We start from the raw sequence: 14,831 nt of genomic DNA, 5'->3' as shown, positions 1-14,831 counted from the left end.
GGACATTTAACAGGGCGGTGGCCGGAAATGCAGAGTGCGGTTCACGGATCCCCACCCATGAACCGCACTCTGTCAACCGCGTCGAGCACGGAGCCGCCACCTACGCCCACCGCCGCCAGAGCCTGTGAAGCCCCCCACGGTCTTCGCAGAGTCTTTCCGGTTGGCTCGGTGTCGTGCCCGACGAGGTACAGCTTTCCTTCCCCAGGGGCCTGTCCGCGAGGCCTTTCAACTGTGGCTGAAAGGCCCGTGGTCACGTGCAGTGACGGGAGGCATACTCAGTCGAGTCGGGCGGGGGATCAATTGCGGCTGCAACACAAGGCAACAAGTTGCAACACACTGGACAGGTGGGGTTTCCGTGCTGCGCATTCATTTCACCGGCGAGGATCTGGCCCGGCTCCGTATGGCACCGGGTCCCGACACGCTGTGGGAAACGATTCTCAGCTTTCATCGCTTAAGGGACCGGCGGGGCGCCACCGTATTCGGTGAATGGCGACAGGAAACGCGCGCCCGGCTGGGCGGAGAAACGCGATTGCTCTCCGCAATCGTTCCGTGTCGGGGATATTTCCCCGACTTTCTCACGCCGCCGCAGGGGCCGCATTCCCTGGAATCCGGTCTGGAGCGAATTCGGGCGACCGGAGCCGAACGGCTGAACGAGGAACTCTCCCGGCTCCCCGGCGGCTGTCCGACGACCGGCTGGGCGGCCGCCCTCGCCGATGGCGCGAGCGGTCAACTCGGCCGTCTCGCCGATATGTTGGGCGGCTATCACCAAGCGGCGGTGTCCCCGTACTGGGCGCACATACAGACCCGCGTCGACGCCGACCGGGCGGCCCGCGGCCGGGCGCTGCTCGACGGCGGCGCCGGGGAGCTCCTCGCCTCGCTGCCGCCGATGCTGCGCTGGCGCGCCCCGGTCCTGGAGGCCGACTATCCGGTGGACCGCGAACTCCATCTGGACGGCCGCGGGTTGCTGCTCCAGCCGTCGTTCTTCTGCCGCCGCACCCCGGTCGCCCTCCAGGACCCGAAGCTGCCGCCGGTGCTCGTCTACCCGGTGACGCACACCCAGGCGCCGTACGAATCCCCGCCGGGCCCCGACCGCGGGTCCTCGCTCGGCCGCCTCGTCGGCCACACCCGCTCCAGCGTGCTCCAGTCCATCGGGAACGGCTGCACCACCAGTGAACTCGCCCGCAGGGCAGGCGTTTCGCTCGCCTCCGCCAGCCAGCACGCCGGCGTCCTGCGCGACGCCGGCCTCCTGGTCACGCTGCGGCACGGCAACTCCGTATTGCATACGCTGACCCCGCTCGGCAACGCCCTGCTGTGCGGCGCGCCGCCGCGCGGGCCCTACCGGCGTCAGTCGTCGATCCCCGAGCGCTCCACGCCGGCCACGATGTAGCGCTGGAGCAGCAGGAAGACCAGGACCAGCGGGACGATCGACACGGCGGCGGCGACGAACAGCTCGTGCAGGTGGACCACTTGGGCGGTGGTGAAGGTGGAGAGCGCCACCTGCACCGTCCAGGAGTCCCGGTCCTGGCCGATGACCAGCGGCCACAGAAAGGAATTCCAGGCGCCGATGAACACAATGGTGCCGACGGCCGCGAAGACCGGGCGCGCATTGGGGACGACGATCCTCCAGTACGTACGCCAATATCCGAGTCCGTCGACACGGGCCGCATCCTCCAACTCCCGTGGAAATCCTGTGAAGTACTGGCGGAAGACGAAGCACGCGAAGCCGGAGAACAGGGTGGGGATGATCAGGCCGCGCAAGCTCGACACCCAGCCGAGGGACGAAACGAGAACGAAACTTGGTACGAACGTGACCGCCGCGGGAACCATCAGCGTGCCGATCACCGCGTAGAAGACCTGGTTGGCGAAGCGGTACGGGATACGGGCCAGACCGTACCCCGCGAGTGAGGCGAACAGCAGGGTGCCGGCCGTCGTGGCGAGGGCGATCAGCGCCGAGTTGACCAGTGAGCGGGCCATCGGGACGGCCGGGTCGGCGAAGACTTCGCTCACATTCGACCAGTGCAGGGTGGACGGGAAGAACGTCCAGCCGGGCGAGGTGATGTCCTGCTCGGTCGCGAGCCCGTTGCGCACGAGCAGGTAGAAGGGGACGAGGAAGAGCAGCGCGAGGGCGACCAGGACCGCCCCGCGCAGGGCGCGGCCGGCCCGGACGAGGGCGTCGTCGGGGCCGGGGCGGGAGCGGGTGCGGCGTGGGGTTGGACGGGGGCCGTGCGGGTCTGTGCGGCGTGCGGTCATGCGTCGGCCTCCTTGCGGCCGAGGCCGAACCAGCGGGCCTGGAACACCGTCACCACCGCGATGATCAGCGCGAGGATCACCGCGCCGGCGCTGCCCATCCCCAGGTTCTGCCCCTGGCCGAGGGCGGTGTAGTAGAGGTAGACCAGCGGCGGGCGGGCGTAGGGCGGATAGCCGCGGGAGTCCGAGAGCAGGTTGTAGAACTCGTCGAACGCCTGGAACGCGTTGATGACAAGCAGCAGCACCACCGCGATCGAGGTGGTGCGCAGCTGGGGGAAGGTGATGTGGCGGAACACCTGCCAGCCGGGCCGCGCCCCGTCGACCGCGGCCGCCTCGTACAGGCGGGGGCTGATCCGCTGGAGCCCGGCCAGGAACAGGATCATGTAGAACCCGGCCTGGAGCCACAGCCGTACGGTCACGATGGCCAGCCAGTACCAGGGCGGATGGGTCGTGGAGAGCCAGGCCGTCTGGTCGGCGCCGAACCAGCCGAGCACGGTGTTGGCGAGCCCGAACCGCACCCCGTTGAAGATCGACAGCTTCCAGATCAGCGCGGCGACCACGTACGAGCAGGCCGCGGGCAGGAAGAACACCGAGCGGAAGAAGGCCTGGAAGCGGCGGGTCCGGTTCACCATCAGCGCGAGGGCGAGCGCCAGCGCGTAGGTCGCGGGCACGATGAACAGGGAGAACACCGCGAACGTGGCCAGGCTGGAGGTGAACGCGTCGTCGCGCAGCATCGCCGTGTAGTTGTCGAAGCCCACGAAGTCGGTCGGCGAGACCGTGTTGTGGGCGTCGAAGAAGCTGAGGTAGACGCTCCACAGCAGCGGGACGTAGGTGAAGAGGGCGAGCCCGGCGGCGAAGGGGCCGACGAAGATCCAGAACCAGAGGGTGTTGTCCGAAATGCGTCGTCGCATCGTTGTCAGCGCTTCTTCACCCGCTGAAGTTCGTCATTGGTCTTCCGGATGACGGATCTCAACTCGCCGTCGGGGCCGGCGCCGTCCTTGATGATCCGGCTCAGCGCGTCCTGGTAGGCGGTCTGAAGCGTCGGCGTCCACAGCAGGGGCTGCGCGTAGCCGTCGTCCGTCGCGTACCTCACCGCGTCGGCCGCCGCGCCCTGCCGCAGCTTGGCCGCCTTCCTGGCGAGCGAGAGCCGGGCCGGGATGTGGAAGCCGTAGGAGAGCGCGAAGTCCTCCTGGAAGTCGGTCCGTTCGACCCACAGCCACTTCAGGTAGGCCTTCGCCTCGGCCTGGCGCTTCGAGCGGGTGGACACGGCCGCCGCGTACGCACCGACCGGGACCGACGGCTTTCCGTTCGGGCCGTCCTTGGGGAAGGGCAGCACCCCGAAGTCGTCGCCGAAGGCCTTCTGCACGGCGGGCAGCGCCCACAGCCCCGACCACTGCATCGCCGTGAGCCCCTGGACGAACGCCGAGGGGTCGGACCAGTCGGTGGGGGCGCCGAGCAGCAGCGACTTGTCGGCGTACAGCCGGTGCAGCTTGCCGAGGGTGCGGGCGGCGGCCGGGTCGTCGAAGCCCGCCCTGCCGTCGGCGGTGACCAGGCTCAGCCCGGCCGCGTACAGCGGCGTACCGCCGAGCACCCCGGCCCCGCCGTCGTTGCCGAGGAAGAGGCCCTTGACCTTGTCGCGCGTCAACGCCTTGGCCGCGTCCACGAGTTCATCCAGCGTGCCCGGCGGCTGGACGCCCGCCTTCGCGAGGAGGCTCTTGCGGTAGTAGAGGAACTGCGTGTCGATGACCTGCGGGATGCCCCAGATCTTCCCGTCGTACGTCTTCGGCGCGAGCACGGCCGGGTTGAAGTCGTCCTTCACCCCGTCGAACAGGGCGGTGAGATCGGCGACCTGGCCGCCCTGGATCTGGTCCAGGGTCGGCCCGTTGACCTCGAAGACGTCCGGACCCGAGGAGGTGAGCAGCGCGGCGGCGGTCTGCTGGTCGTAATTGCCGGGCCGCCACTGGACGGTGACCTTCGCCCGGTCGTACGCCGCCGCGTACCGGCGGACGGCGGCCTCGGTGCCGGGCTCCCCGTACTGGTGGTACCAGTGGTCGAGGGCGACCTTCCCGTCCGCCGAACTGCCCTTGTCACGGCCGGTGTTGGAGCCGCAGGCGGTGAGCAGGCCGAGTGCGGCCCCGGTGCCGAGCAGTGTCCGACGGCTGATCGTCATGGCGTACGCCCCCTGTTCGTCATCCCGCTGTACGGCTCAACGATCAACCATGCAGCGGGATTACGACAGCGATATTGCGGCGTTGTGTCAGCCCGCCCGGCCCGGATGCCGCGGGTGGTCAGGCCTCGCCGCGGGTGACCGGCGCGCCGAGCCGGAAGCGCAGCCGGCAGATCACCGCGTCGGTGTCCTTGCGGACGGCGTGGGCGAGTACCGCGCCGCGCTGGTTCTGGAGCACCCGCTGCCAGATGTGCGCGGGCTCCACCTCCGGTATCAGCACGGTGACGCGGGTGCGCGGGTGGTAGGTGTGGACGCGGCTCACGTAGTCGGCGACGGGGCGGCCGAGCGTACGGTGCGGGGAGGTCAGCTCGACCAGTTCCACCCCCGGGTTCCACAGCTCCCAGTCGCGGCGCAGCGCCTCGGTGGCGCGCCGGTCCTCCTCGTCGGGGTGGCTGACGGTCACGGCCCGCACCTCGTCGCCCAGGGACACGGCGGCGTTCAGGGCCTCGCAGGTCAGCCGGGACAGGTGCGAGACCGGCACGATCACCAACGACCGGTCGCGGCGCGGCGGTTCGGGCACCCGGCCGAGGCCGAGCCGCTCGCCGATCCGTCCGTACGCCCGGTGCACGGCTTCGAAGGCGAGCACGATCAGCGGCAGCGCGATGACGATCAGCCAGGCGCCCTCGGTGAACTTGGTGGCGGTGACCACGATCGCGGAGACGCCGGTGAGGACCGCGCCGAAGCCGTTGAGCAGGGCCTTCCACTGCCAGCCGGGGGAGCGTTCCAGACGCCAGTGGATCACCATGCCGGTCTGGCAGATGGTGAAGCCGACGAAGACGCCGATCGCGAAGAGCGGGACCAGGGTGTTGGTGTCGCCGCCGGAGAAGACCAGGAGCGCGGCGGAGACGGCGGCAAGGGCGAGCACTCCGTGCCGGTGGACCTGCCGGTCGGCCTTGAGGCCGAAGACGTGCGGCAGGTAGTTGTCGCGGGCGAGCAGCGACATGAGGACGGGCAGCCCTCCGAAGGAGGTGTTCGCGGCCAGCGCCAGCAGGACGACGGTGGCGAACTGCACGACGTAGAAGGCCCAGTTGTGGCCGAGGGAGGCGTCCGCGAGCTGGGCGAGCACGGTCACGCCCTCGACCGGCTGGAGGTGGAAGCGGCCGATGAGTACGGAAAGACCGATCAGCATGACGCCGAGCAGCGAGCCGAGCGCCACCTCGGTGCGCTGGGCGCGCTTGGCGGCGGGGGCGCGGAAGGACGGCACGGCGTTGGCGACGGCCTCGACACCGGTCAGCGCGGAACAGCCGGACGCGAAGGCCTTGAGCAGCAGTAGCGCGCCGACACTGGTGGCGTTCCCCGCGAGGACCGAGGCGTGCCCGTCGGCGGTGTACGTGGAGGCGGGGGCCGAGCGGAACAGACCGACGACGACGATCGCGAGGATCGAGGCGATGAAGACGGCGGTCGGAATGATGAAGGCCTTCGCCGAGTCCACGATGCCGCGCAGATTGACGGCGGTGACCAGGACGAGCACACCGAGGCAGATGAGCAGCCGGTCGCCGTACAGGCTGGGGAAGGCGGAGGTCAGCGCGGCCACGCCGGCCGTCACGGACACGGCCACGTTCAGTACGTAGTCGAGGATCAGCGAGGCGGCGGCGACCAGGCCGGTGCGGGCGCCCAGATGGCGGCGGGCCACGGCGTAGGAGCCGCCGCCGTTCGGGAAGGCCGCGATGACCTGGCGGTAGGAGGCGACGAGAACCGCGAGCAGCGCGGCGATGGCGAGCGTCACGGGAAGGGTGAAGCCGAGCCCGTACGCACCGGCCGAGGCCAGGACCAGGACGATGGCCTCCGGTCCGTACGCCACGGAGGCCATCGCGTCGAGGGAGAGGGCGGCCAGGCCCTGGGTGGCGGTGAGCCGGGTGCGGTCGGCCGCTCCGGCTCCGGGAGGTTCTGCGGGGGCCGTATCGCTGACGACGGCCTTCGACGTGGTGAGCATGAGGCTCAGCCTGCGACCGGTTCTGCCGGGTGCCGACCCCCTTTGGCGCTGCCTTGTCGGAAGCCGCCCGCATCTATACGCGATCTTGACGGGCGGCCCTCCCAGGACGGGCGGGTGCTGCTCCCAGGGCGGGCGGGTGCACCCCGGAGTGACCTCTGCGGACGCCGGAAAAAAATAGACCCGGCGCGGCGATGAGTTTCCGTGCGGGGCGTCGTCTACCTCTCGTAAGCAACGCCACCACCCACGAGGGAGCTCCCGATGCCCACCATGATCTTCGTGAATCTGCCGGTGAAGGACCTGGACCGCTCGAAGGAGTTCTTCGGCAAGCTGGGCTACTCCTTCAACCCCCAGTTCACCGACGAGAACGCCGGCTGCCTGGTCATCAGCGACACCATCTACGCGATGCTGCTGACCGAGCCCTTTTTCAAGGGCTTCACGAAGCGGCAGATCGCCGACACCGCGACCACCGTCGAGTCGATCGTCTGCCTCAGCGCGGACAGCCGTCAGGACGTCGACCGTCTGGTCGACACCGCGCTGGCCTCCGGCGGCTCGCCCGCGAACGACACCATGGAGCAGGGGCCCATGTACGGCCGCTCCTTCCTGGACCCCGACGGCCACCACTGGGAGGTCATGTTCATGGACCCCGCCGCGGTCAACGCCTGCTGAGGGTCAGGGAGCCGGGTACGTCACGCCGGTGAGCCGCTCGGAAGCCGACCACAGGCGCTCACCGGCGACGTCGTTCAGCGTCCACCTCGCCCGCCAGGACCTGGCGGGCGCGCCGCGCCACATGAACACGGACGGGCCCGTGAACGAGTCGGGCCGCACCCCGGGCGCGGTCGCCGCGTACAGCGTGGGCAGCGCCCCGGCCTCGGCGGGCTGGGCGATGACGCGGTTGCCGAGCTCGGCGAGCCGCTCGGCGGCCCTGCGGCCCTCCATCCGTACGCCCCGGGTCTGGAGGTTGGTCGCGGCATAGCCGGGGTGCGCGGCCGCCGCGACGATGTCCGAGCCCTGTGCCCGCAGCCGCCGCGCCAGCTCGTGGATGAAGAGCAGATTGGCCGTCTTGGACCGGCCGTAGGCGACCCAACGCCGGTAATTGCGCTCACTGTTGAGGTCGTCCAGGTCGATGTTGGCCAGCGCGTGCAACCCGCTGGACACGCTGACCACCCGCGCCGCCCCGGCCGCCCGCAGCCGGGGGAGCAGCAGCCCGGTCAGCGCGAAGTGCCCGAGGTGGTTGACGCCGAACTGCGTCTCGAACCCGTCGGAGGTCTTCCGGTACGGGAGCGCCATCACGCCCGCGTTGTTGACGAGCAGATCGATCCGCTCGTACGGGAACGCCGCCGCGAACTCCCGTACCGAGCCGAGGTCGGCCAGGTCGAGCCGCCTGAACTCGGCGTCCGCGCCCGGGACTTCGCCTCTGATGCGGTCCTCGGCCTCCTTGCCGCGCGCCTCGCTGCGACAGGCGAGCACCACCCGTGCGCCACGGCGGGCCAGCTCGCGCGCCGTGACCAGACCGATGCCGCTGTTCGCCCCGGTGACGACGGCCGTGCGGCCGCTCTGATCGGGGATGTCCTGAGCACTCCAGCCCTGAGTCATACGCCCACCGTACCGCTCGGTATGGCAGGTGGGCGGGACGGGGAAGCTGTGCCGCCCGGGAGGACGGGCCCGGACAGCTCGGTGAGCAGTTCGGGATCGCGATGCCCGGCGTACCGGTCGAGGGCCGACAGCGGACTCAATGGGAACGATCGGTCGCGTAGACCTCGACGGCCTGAGCGTCGTCGTCCAGGCACCGTCCGGTTTCCAGGTCGAAGCGGTGTTTGAGGAGCGGCGAAGCGACATAGGGGCGGCCGTCCGGTGTCGCGCCGATCAGGCCGCGCGAGAGGACGTAGGCGCCGGTGAACGGGTCGCGGTTGTCGATCGCGTACGTACGGCCGTGGCGGTCGGTGAAGACGGCGGCCTGCCGGCCGTCCGGGAGCAGCGCCGCGACGCCGCGGCCGGGGGTGAGACGAGCGGCCTCGCAGACCGTGAACCAGCCTTCGTCCAGCTTGAGTTGGACCGTGCTCATCGGGTGGCTCCCAGGGTGAGGAGGGGGAGTTCGGGCTTGATCTGGTCGCGCTCGGGGACGAACCGGACCGAGGGGTCGGGGGTGCCGGGCGCGTTGACGAAGGACACGAAGCGGGCGAGCCGCTCGGGATCGTCCAGGGTCTCGGCCCACTCGTCGCGATAGCCCGCCACATGCGCTGCCATCAGGGCCTCCAGCTCGGCGCAGACGCCGAGCGAGTCGTGCACGACCACATCCCTGATGTGGCCGAGGCCGCCCTCGATCCGCTCCAGCCACACCGAGGTGCGCTCCAGGCGGTCGGCGGTGCGGATGTAGAACATCAGGAATCTGTCGATCAGACGGACGAGTTCGTCATCGTTGAGGTCCTGCGCCAGCAGATCGGCGTGGCGCGGGCTCGCGCCGCCGTTGCCGCCGACGTACAAGTTCCAGCCGTTGGCGGTGGCGATCACGCCGAAGTCCTTCGACTGGGCCTCTGCGCACTCGCGGGCGCAGCCGGAGACCGCCGACTTCAGCTTGTGCGGCGAGCGCAGGCCCCGGTAGCGCAGCTCCAGATCGATCGCCATCCGCACCGAATCCTGTACCCCGTAGCGGCACCAGGTCTGCCCCACACACGACTTGACCGTGCGCAGCGCCTTCCCGTACGCGTGCCCCGATTCGAAACCGGCGTCCACCAACCTGGTCCAGATGGACGGGAGTTGGTCGACCCGGGCGCCGAAGAGGTCGATACGCTGACCGCCGGTGATCTTCGTGTAGAGGCCGAAGTCCCGGGCCACCTCGCCGATCACGATGAGCTTCTCGGGGGTGATCTCGCCGCCCGGGACGCGCGGCACGATCGAATAGGAGCCGTTGCGCTGCAAGTTGGCCAGGAAGTGGTCGTTGGTGTCCTGGAGGGCCGCCTGCTCGCCGTCCAGGATGTGGCCGTTTCCGAGGGCGGCCAGGATCGAGGCGACGGCCGGCTTGCAGATCTCGCAGCCCTCACCGCCCCGCGCCCCCTCCCGCCCGTGCCCGTCGAGGAGTTCGGTGAAGGAGGCGAGGCGCAGCGCGAGCGCGATCTCGTACAGCTCCTGGCGGCTCTGCGCGAAGCAGCCGCACAGCCCGCCGTCGCCGGACGCGGGGAGCAGCAGCCCGATGGTCTTGACGCAACTGCCGCAGCCGGTACCGGCCTTGGTGCACCGCTTGACCTCGGGCAGCGTCGAGCAGGCGGTGATAGCGCCCTTGGTGACGTTGTGGCAGGAGCAGATGACCGCGTCGTCGGGCAGCGCGTCGGGGCCGAGCGCGGCCGGTGCGCCGAGCCCCGCCGGAAGGACCAGCTGCTCCGGGGAGACCGGCGGAACGTGCCCGGTCAGCGGGCGCAGCATGCCGTACGCGTCCGCGTCGCCGACCAGGACGCCGCCGAGCAGCGCGCCCTCGGCCGAGATGACCAGCTTCTTGTAGATCCCCGAACGCGAGTCGGAGTAGACCACGTCCAGGCAGCCCTCGGCCGTGCCGTGCGCGTCGCCGAACGACGCGACGTCGACGCCGAGCAGCTTGAGCTTGGTCGACAAGTCGGCTCCGGTGAAGGTGCGTCCGGCGCTCGCGGCGATCGTGTCGGCGGCCGTCTCGGCCATCTCGTAGCCGGGCGCGACAAGGCCGTACACCCGGCCGTCGGCCGCCAGGGCGCACTCGCCGATCGCGAACACCGAGGGGTCCTCGGTCCTGCACTGCTCGTCGACGACGATGCCGCCGCGCTCACCCACCGGGAGCCCGCAGTCGCGGGCCAGCTGGTCGCGGGGGCGGACACCGGCCGAGAAGACCACCAGGTCGGTCGGCAGATGCGAGCTGTCGGAGAGTGTCATTCCCTTGACCCGGCCCTCGTCATCGGCCGTGATCTCCTGGGTGCCGACACCCGTGTGCACGGTGAGGCCCATCTTCTCGATGGTGCGCAGCAGCGCGGCCCCGCCGCCCTCGTCCACCTGTACCGGCATCAGCCGCGGCGCGAACTCCACGATGTGCGTGTCAAGGCCGATCCCGCGCAGCGCACCCGCCGCCTCCAGACCGAGCAGCCCGCCGCCGACCACCGCGCCGGTGGTCGCGGTCTTCGCGTACTCCTCGATGGCGAGCAGGTCCTCGATCGTGCGGTACACGAAACAGCCGTCGGCGTCCTTGCCGGGCACCGGCGGCACGAACGGGTAGGAGCCGGTGGCCAGGACGAGCGTGTCGTACGCGAAGGTCCGGCCGGAGCGCGCGGTGACCGTGCGCGCGGCCCGGTCCACGGACTCCGCCGGATCGTCCACGTACAGCTCTATGCCGTGACTCTGCATGAAGTCGTCGGGTACGAGGCTGAGTTCGTCGGGGGTCGTCCCCTCGAAGTACGAGGTGAGGTGGACCCGGTCGTAGGCGGGGCGGGGCTCCTCGCACAGCACGACCACCCGGGCCCGCCCGGTCGCGCCGCGCTCGGCGAGCGCTTCCAGGAAGCGCTGGCCGACCATGCCGTGGCCGACGACCACGATCGTGGAAAGGTGTTCGGTGGGCACGTCAGGAACCTCCGTCGTGGGTGAGCAGGTGGAGCAGGGGCGCGTCCGGTACGGGCTCGTCGCCCTCCCAGGTCCGGGCGAGTGCCCCGACCGCGCCGAGATCGCCGAGGAGTACGCCCCCGACCAGGCGGCCGCCGCGCACGACGACCTTGCGGTAGGCGCCCCGGGTCGCGTCCGCGAGCTGGGCCACGTCGTCGCCGGGGCGGGGCGTGGGTTCGCCGAACGCGGCGAGGTCGAGCGGGCGCGGGCCGCCCAGGGTGAGCCGGGTCAGACCGCGGCTGCCGGGGTAGCGGCCGCGGCCGGTGGCGAGCAACTCGCCCAGCGCGTCGGCCTGTTCGAGCGCCGGACCCGCGAGCCCGTACACCGAGCCGCGGTGCTCGGCGCAGTCGCCGATGGCATGGATGTACGGGTCGGAGGTGCGCAGTTCGTCGTCCACGACCACGCCTTGGCGGACGTCGAGTCCGGCGGCCAGCGCGAGACCGGTCCGGGGGCGGACCCCGCAGGCAAGGACGGTGAGCTCGGCGGTCAGGACGAACCCGTCGGCGAGCTCGACATCGGTGCCGCCGGGCCCGGTCAGACCGCGTACCCGGCACTCGGTGTGCACCTCCACGCCGAGTGTTTCGAGGTGGCTGCGGACCAGGGCCGAGGCGGCCGCGTCCAGCTGACGCTCCATCAGCCGCTCGCCCTGCTGGGCGAGTACGACCTGGGCGCCGCGCTCGGCGAGCGCCCGCGCGGCCATCACGCCGAGCAGCCCGCCGCCGATGACCACCGCGCGGGTGCCGTCGCCGGCCTTCTCGCGCAGGGCGAGCGCGTCGTCCAGAGTGCGGAAGGGGTGGACGCCGTCGGGCAGCCGGCCCTCGCGCAGGCCTCGAAGCGGTGGCAGCACCGGGTTCGAGCCGGTCGCCAGGACCAGGCGCCCGTAGGGGACGGCGCTGCCGTCGTCGCAGTGCACCACGCGGGCGGCGCGGTCGATCCGCACCGCCCGGACGCCGCGCCGCACCGGCACCGGGGGCAGCGCTATCACCTCGGGCCCGTACCGCCCGGCGAGCACCTCCGCGAGGAGCACCCGGTTGTACGGTGCGTGGGTCTCCTCGCCGATGACGGTCACCGGGACATGCCGGGCCAGGCGGGCACCCGCTGTGCCGCCGCCGATCACCACGATGTCCGTACTCATGTGCCCAGCGTGCGCGGCGGCTGTTACCCGGCCGCATCCCGCCGATTTCCACGGGGGAACCTTGAGCTCAGCGGGGCGGGGGGCGGGGTGTGAGGGTCTGCCGCTCGGGAGTGGTGCCGGGGCGGGGGTGGGGGCAGCTCAGCGCGCTGCCGCCCGCCCCCGACCGGAGGCCCGCGGCCGGAAGCTCTGATCTGGCTCAAGCATCCAGAAAGTAATGGACGCCTCCGCTCACCGCTCCTTAGGGTCGCGATCATGCCTGACATATCGCTGACCATGCTCATTGTGCTCTGCCTCGCCGCGGGCGCGGCCGGCTGGATCGACGCGGTGGTCGGCGGCGGCGGACTGCTCCTGCTGCCCGCCCTGCTCCTCGGCCTGCCGCACGTCCCGGCCGCGCACATCCTCGGCACCAACAAGGCCGTCGCCATCGTCGGCACCTCGGGCGCCGCCGTGACGTACGCGCGCAAGGCGCCGGTGAAGGTGAAGACGGCGGTACGGATCGGGCTCGCGGCGCTGGCAGGTTCCATGACCGGCGCGTTCTTCGCGGCCGGGATCAGCAGCGCGGTGCTGCGCCCGGTGATCCTGGTGGTCCTGGTCGGCGTCGCCGCGTTCGTCATGCTCAAGCCCGCCTTCGGCACGGGGCCCAGCGGGCAGCCCGTCACACGGTCCCGTACCGTCACCGCGATCGTCCTCGTCGGCGGTGGCATCGGCCTCTACGACGGCCTGTTCGGCCCCGGCACCGGCACCTTCCTGGTCCTCGCCCTCACCGCCGTGCTCCACCTCGACCTGGTGACCGCGAGTGCCACCGCCAAGATCGTGAACGTCTGCACCAACGCGGGTGCGCTCGCCATGTTCTCCTACCAGGGCAACGTGATGTGGCAACTGGCCGCGATCATGGCGGTGTTCAACCTCGCGGGCGGCATGCTCGGTGCGCGGATGGCGCTGAAGAAGGGGAGTGAGTTCGTACGCGGAGTGCTGCTCGTCGTCGTCTTCTCCCTGGTCGCGAAGCTGGCCTTCGACCAGTGGAACGCGTAGTCGCTCCGCTGGGGGGCCTGTTTTGGTGCGGGTCGTGCGTGGTTGCTCGCGCAGTTCCCCGCGCCCCTTGAGCGTGCGGTGCCTCGCAGGGTTGTGGGTGGACCGGTCGGCTGCGGGTCGTGTGTGGTTGCTCGCGCAGTTCCCCGCGCCCCTTCAGGGCGTCGGCGGCTGGGTTACTCCGGTCAGGTGGGCGAAGACCACCACGTTGCCGCGGTAGCCGGTCTTCTTCGAGAAGCCGCCGCCGCAGGTGATCAGCCGGAGCTCCGGGCGTGCGGCGGCCCCGTACACCTTGGCGTCCGGGAACGCGTCGCTCTCGTACACCTCGATGGCGTCCACGCCGAACACCGCGGTCCGCCCGTCCTTGCGCACCACCTCCACCCGGTTGCCCTTCTTCAGCGCGCCGAGCGCGTAGAAGACGGCGGGGCCGCGCGAGTCGTCGACGTGGCCCGCCATCACGGAGGTGCCCACGGCACCGGGCGGGGTGCCGTTCTTGTACCAGCCGGCCACATTCGTGTTCCCCGGCGGCGGCACCTCCAGGCTGTGGTCGGGGCCGAGCCCGAGCCCCATCACGGGCGCGTCGACGCGGATCACGGGGATCTTGATGCGTACGGGTTCGGAGGGCGGCAGGCCGTCGGCCGGCGCGGATGCGACCGCTGACCCGCCCGGGGTTTCGGCTGCCGATCCGGTACGGCCCGACGCCGGACCCGCCGGACCCGCCGGGCCCGCCGCGAACGCCTCGGCCGCCGACGGCTGCGGGGGCTCCTCGGACTCGAAACCCCGCTCGACCAGCCAGAGGCCGACGAACGCGGCGATCACCATCAGCCAGCCCGCGTTGCGCCGTGCGGTCCGGGCCGACAAGGGCGGTCAGCCCCGGCCCTGCGCGCCGCTCGCCCGGCGACGCAGCAGCCAGGTGCCGCCCACGGCGGCCGCGGCCAGAACCGCCACGCCCGCCGCGATCTCGGTGGTGTCGGGGCCGATGCTGCCGCCGACCCCGGTCCGCACATGACCCCGGGGGTCGTTCCCCCACCCGCCCTTGTCGTGGTCGCGCTGGTCGTTTCCGGACCCGCCCTTGTCGTGATCGCGCTGGTCGTTCCCGCCCCCACCCTTGTCGTGGTCCCGGGGGTCGTTCCCCCACCCGCCCTTGTCGTGGTCGCGCTGGTCGTTCCCGGACCCGCCCTTGTCGTGGTCCCGCGGGTCGTTCCCGCCCCCGGACTTGTCGTCGCGGCCCCGCGGCTCGCGGTCGCCACCGCCGGTGACCGTCAGCTGCGCCTCGACGGACTTGCCGTTCTCGCAGCTCACGCTGATCCGGAAGCTCCCCGACCGGGCGTGCGACGGCACCTGGAACTGCCCGGCGAGCACCTCCTTGTGCGTGGAGGCCGTCATCGGGAAGTCGCCCGCGCTCACCGCGTTCGCATCGCCCGTGGCCCGCGACCCGGACCCGCAGGCGGTGGTGTTCGCGGTCACCGTCGTGCCCGGCGAGGCACTGGTCGGCCAGAGCTCCAGCGAACCGCCCCGGTCACTGTCGGCGTACGCGAGCGAACCCGCCGGGCCCAGCGCGGCGGCGGTCGCCAGCAGGGCGCTGGTCACGAGTCGGGCAGTACGCATGGGTCCTCCGGGGGCGGCACGGCATGGGCTTCTGCCTTCGA

At 71.2% G+C, this 14,831-nt stretch carries 13 protein-coding genes; 3 read left to right on the top strand and 10 right to left on the bottom strand.

Going from position 1 to position 14,831, the window contains the following annotated elements; all coding sequences use genetic code 11:
- The first annotated feature begins 355 nt into the window (after nucleotides 1-355).
- Complete coding sequence (locus tag ACIBK6_RS00680; protein WP_399047559.1) at nucleotides 356-1,387, top strand: ArsR/SmtB family transcription factor; 1,032 nt, start codon at nucleotides 356-358, stop codon at nucleotides 1,385-1,387.
- Here ACIBK6_RS00680 and ACIBK6_RS00675 read toward each other — a convergent pair.
- The 4 genes from ACIBK6_RS00675 to ACIBK6_RS00660 all read right to left on the bottom strand — a co-directional run bounded on the left by ACIBK6_RS00675 (nucleotide 1,345) and on the right by ACIBK6_RS00660 (nucleotide 6,407).
- Nucleotides 1,345-2,250 carry a carbohydrate ABC transporter permease gene (locus ACIBK6_RS00675; protein WP_399047558.1) on the bottom strand — a complete coding sequence of 302 codons (906 nt, stop codon included), beginning with the start codon at nucleotides 2,248-2,250 and terminating at the stop codon, nucleotides 1,345-1,347. The genes ACIBK6_RS00680 and ACIBK6_RS00675 overlap by 43 nt on opposite strands.
- Nucleotides 2,247-3,158 carry a carbohydrate ABC transporter permease gene (locus ACIBK6_RS00670; RefSeq protein WP_399047557.1) on the bottom strand — a complete coding sequence of 304 codons (912 nt, stop codon included), beginning with the start codon at nucleotides 3,156-3,158 and terminating at the stop codon, nucleotides 2,247-2,249. The genes ACIBK6_RS00675 and ACIBK6_RS00670 overlap by 4 nt, the downstream gene beginning before the upstream one ends.
- 5 nt (nucleotides 3,159-3,163) lie before the next feature.
- Nucleotides 3,164-4,417 (bottom strand): ABC transporter substrate-binding protein, encoded by a 1,254-nt coding sequence (locus ACIBK6_RS00665; RefSeq protein WP_399047555.1) that lies wholly within the window; start codon nucleotides 4,415-4,417, stop codon nucleotides 3,164-3,166.
- 118 nt (nucleotides 4,418-4,535) lie between these two features.
- Complete coding sequence (locus ACIBK6_RS00660) at nucleotides 4,536-6,407, bottom strand: APC family permease (RefSeq protein WP_399047554.1); 1,872 nt, start codon at nucleotides 6,405-6,407, stop codon at nucleotides 4,536-4,538.
- A gap of 258 nt (nucleotides 6,408-6,665) precedes the next feature.
- Here ACIBK6_RS00660 and ACIBK6_RS00655 point away from each other — a divergent pair, with 258 nt between their 5' ends.
- Entirely contained in the window at nucleotides 6,666-7,073 is a 408-nt protein-coding gene (locus ACIBK6_RS00655; protein WP_399047552.1) for a VOC family protein, read from the top strand.
- A 3-nt stretch (nucleotides 7,074-7,076) separates the two neighbouring features.
- Here the strand turns inward: ACIBK6_RS00655 and ACIBK6_RS00650 are convergent, their stop codons facing one another.
- The 4 genes from ACIBK6_RS00650 to ACIBK6_RS00635 form a co-directional block, all read right to left on the bottom strand.
- Complete coding sequence (locus ACIBK6_RS00650; RefSeq protein ID WP_399047551.1) at nucleotides 7,077-8,000, bottom strand: oxidoreductase; 924 nt, start codon at nucleotides 7,998-8,000, stop codon at nucleotides 7,077-7,079.
- 136 nt (nucleotides 8,001-8,136) lie between these two features.
- Nucleotides 8,137-8,469, bottom strand: a complete 333-nt coding sequence (gene nirD / locus ACIBK6_RS00645; RefSeq protein WP_399047549.1) for a nitrite reductase small subunit NirD — start codon at nucleotides 8,467-8,469, stop codon at nucleotides 8,137-8,139.
- Nucleotides 8,466-10,934, bottom strand: a complete 2,469-nt coding sequence (nirB, locus tag ACIBK6_RS00640; protein ID WP_399048427.1) for a nitrite reductase large subunit NirB — start codon at nucleotides 10,932-10,934, stop codon at nucleotides 8,466-8,468. Before nirB ends, nirD begins: the two co-directional genes overlap by 4 nt.
- A gap of 46 nt (nucleotides 10,935-10,980) precedes the next feature.
- Nucleotides 10,981-12,153: an NAD(P)/FAD-dependent oxidoreductase gene (locus ACIBK6_RS00635; protein ID WP_399047548.1), complete on the bottom strand. Its 1,173-nt coding sequence runs from the start codon at nucleotides 12,151-12,153 to the stop codon at nucleotides 10,981-10,983.
- 252 nt (nucleotides 12,154-12,405) lie between these two features.
- Here ACIBK6_RS00635 and ACIBK6_RS00630 point away from each other — a divergent pair, with 252 nt between their 5' ends.
- Nucleotides 12,406-13,185: a sulfite exporter TauE/SafE family protein gene (locus tag ACIBK6_RS00630; protein ID WP_399047547.1), complete on the top strand. Its 780-nt coding sequence runs from the start codon at nucleotides 12,406-12,408 to the stop codon at nucleotides 13,183-13,185.
- A gap of 153 nt (nucleotides 13,186-13,338) precedes the next feature.
- On the opposite strand, the gene ACIBK6_RS00625 is transcribed toward ACIBK6_RS00630, so the two are convergent.
- Nucleotides 13,339-14,004 (bottom strand): class F sortase, encoded by a 666-nt coding sequence (locus ACIBK6_RS00625; RefSeq protein ID WP_399048425.1) that lies wholly within the window; start codon nucleotides 14,002-14,004, stop codon nucleotides 13,339-13,341.
- A 45-nt stretch (nucleotides 14,005-14,049) separates the two neighbouring features.
- On the bottom strand, nucleotides 14,050-14,790 hold the full coding sequence (locus ACIBK6_RS00620) for a hypothetical protein (protein WP_399047545.1): 741 nt from the start codon (nucleotides 14,788-14,790) through the stop codon (nucleotides 14,050-14,052).
- Nucleotides 14,791-14,831: the final 41 nt, after the last annotated feature.

Origin of the sequence: Streptomyces sp. NPDC050485 (assembly GCF_044458185.1) — a bacterium.
Taxonomy (GTDB): Bacteria; Actinomycetota; Actinomycetes; order Streptomycetales; family Streptomycetaceae; genus Streptomyces.
Note: the sequence above shows the minus strand (reverse complement) of the source record. Positions and strands in the feature narration are given on the sequence as shown.

What these genes read in the sequence shown, in the direction of transcription:
- ACIBK6_RS00675 (WP_399047558.1), bottom strand. Translation starts at nt 2,250, where the DNA reads ATGACCGCACGCCGCACAGACCCGCACGGCCCCCGTCCAACCCCACGC.
- ACIBK6_RS00670 (WP_399047557.1), bottom strand. Translation starts at nt 3,158, where the DNA reads ATGCGACGACGCATTTCGGACAACACCCTCTGGTTCTGGATCTTCGTC.
- ACIBK6_RS00665 (WP_399047555.1), bottom strand. Translation starts at nt 4,417, where the DNA reads ATGACGATCAGCCGTCGGACACTGCTCGGCACCGGGGCCGCACTCGGC.
- ACIBK6_RS00660 (WP_399047554.1), bottom strand. Translation starts at nt 6,407, where the DNA reads ATGCTCACCACGTCGAAGGCCGTCGTCAGCGATACGGCCCCCGCAGAA.
- ACIBK6_RS00655 (WP_399047552.1), top strand. Translation starts at nt 6,666, where the DNA reads ATGCCCACCATGATCTTCGTGAATCTGCCGGTGAAGGACCTGGACCGC.
- ACIBK6_RS00650 (WP_399047551.1), bottom strand. Translation starts at nt 8,000, where the DNA reads ATGACTCAGGGCTGGAGTGCTCAGGACATCCCCGATCAGAGCGGCCGC.
- nirD (WP_399047549.1), bottom strand. Translation starts at nt 8,469, where the DNA reads ATGAGCACGGTCCAACTCAAGCTGGACGAAGGCTGGTTCACGGTCTGC.
- nirB (WP_399048427.1), bottom strand. Translation starts at nt 10,934, where the DNA reads ATGGTCGGCCAGCGCTTCCTGGAAGCGCTCGCCGAGCGCGGCGCGACC.
- ACIBK6_RS00635 (WP_399047548.1), bottom strand. Translation starts at nt 12,153, where the DNA reads ATGAGTACGGACATCGTGGTGATCGGCGGCGGCACAGCGGGTGCCCGC.
- ACIBK6_RS00630 (WP_399047547.1), top strand. Translation starts at nt 12,406, where the DNA reads ATGCCTGACATATCGCTGACCATGCTCATTGTGCTCTGCCTCGCCGCG.
- ACIBK6_RS00625 (WP_399048425.1), bottom strand. Translation starts at nt 14,004, where the DNA reads ATGGTGATCGCCGCGTTCGTCGGCCTCTGGCTGGTCGAGCGGGGTTTC.
- ACIBK6_RS00620 (WP_399047545.1), bottom strand. Translation starts at nt 14,790, where the DNA reads ATGCGTACTGCCCGACTCGTGACCAGCGCCCTGCTGGCGACCGCCGCC.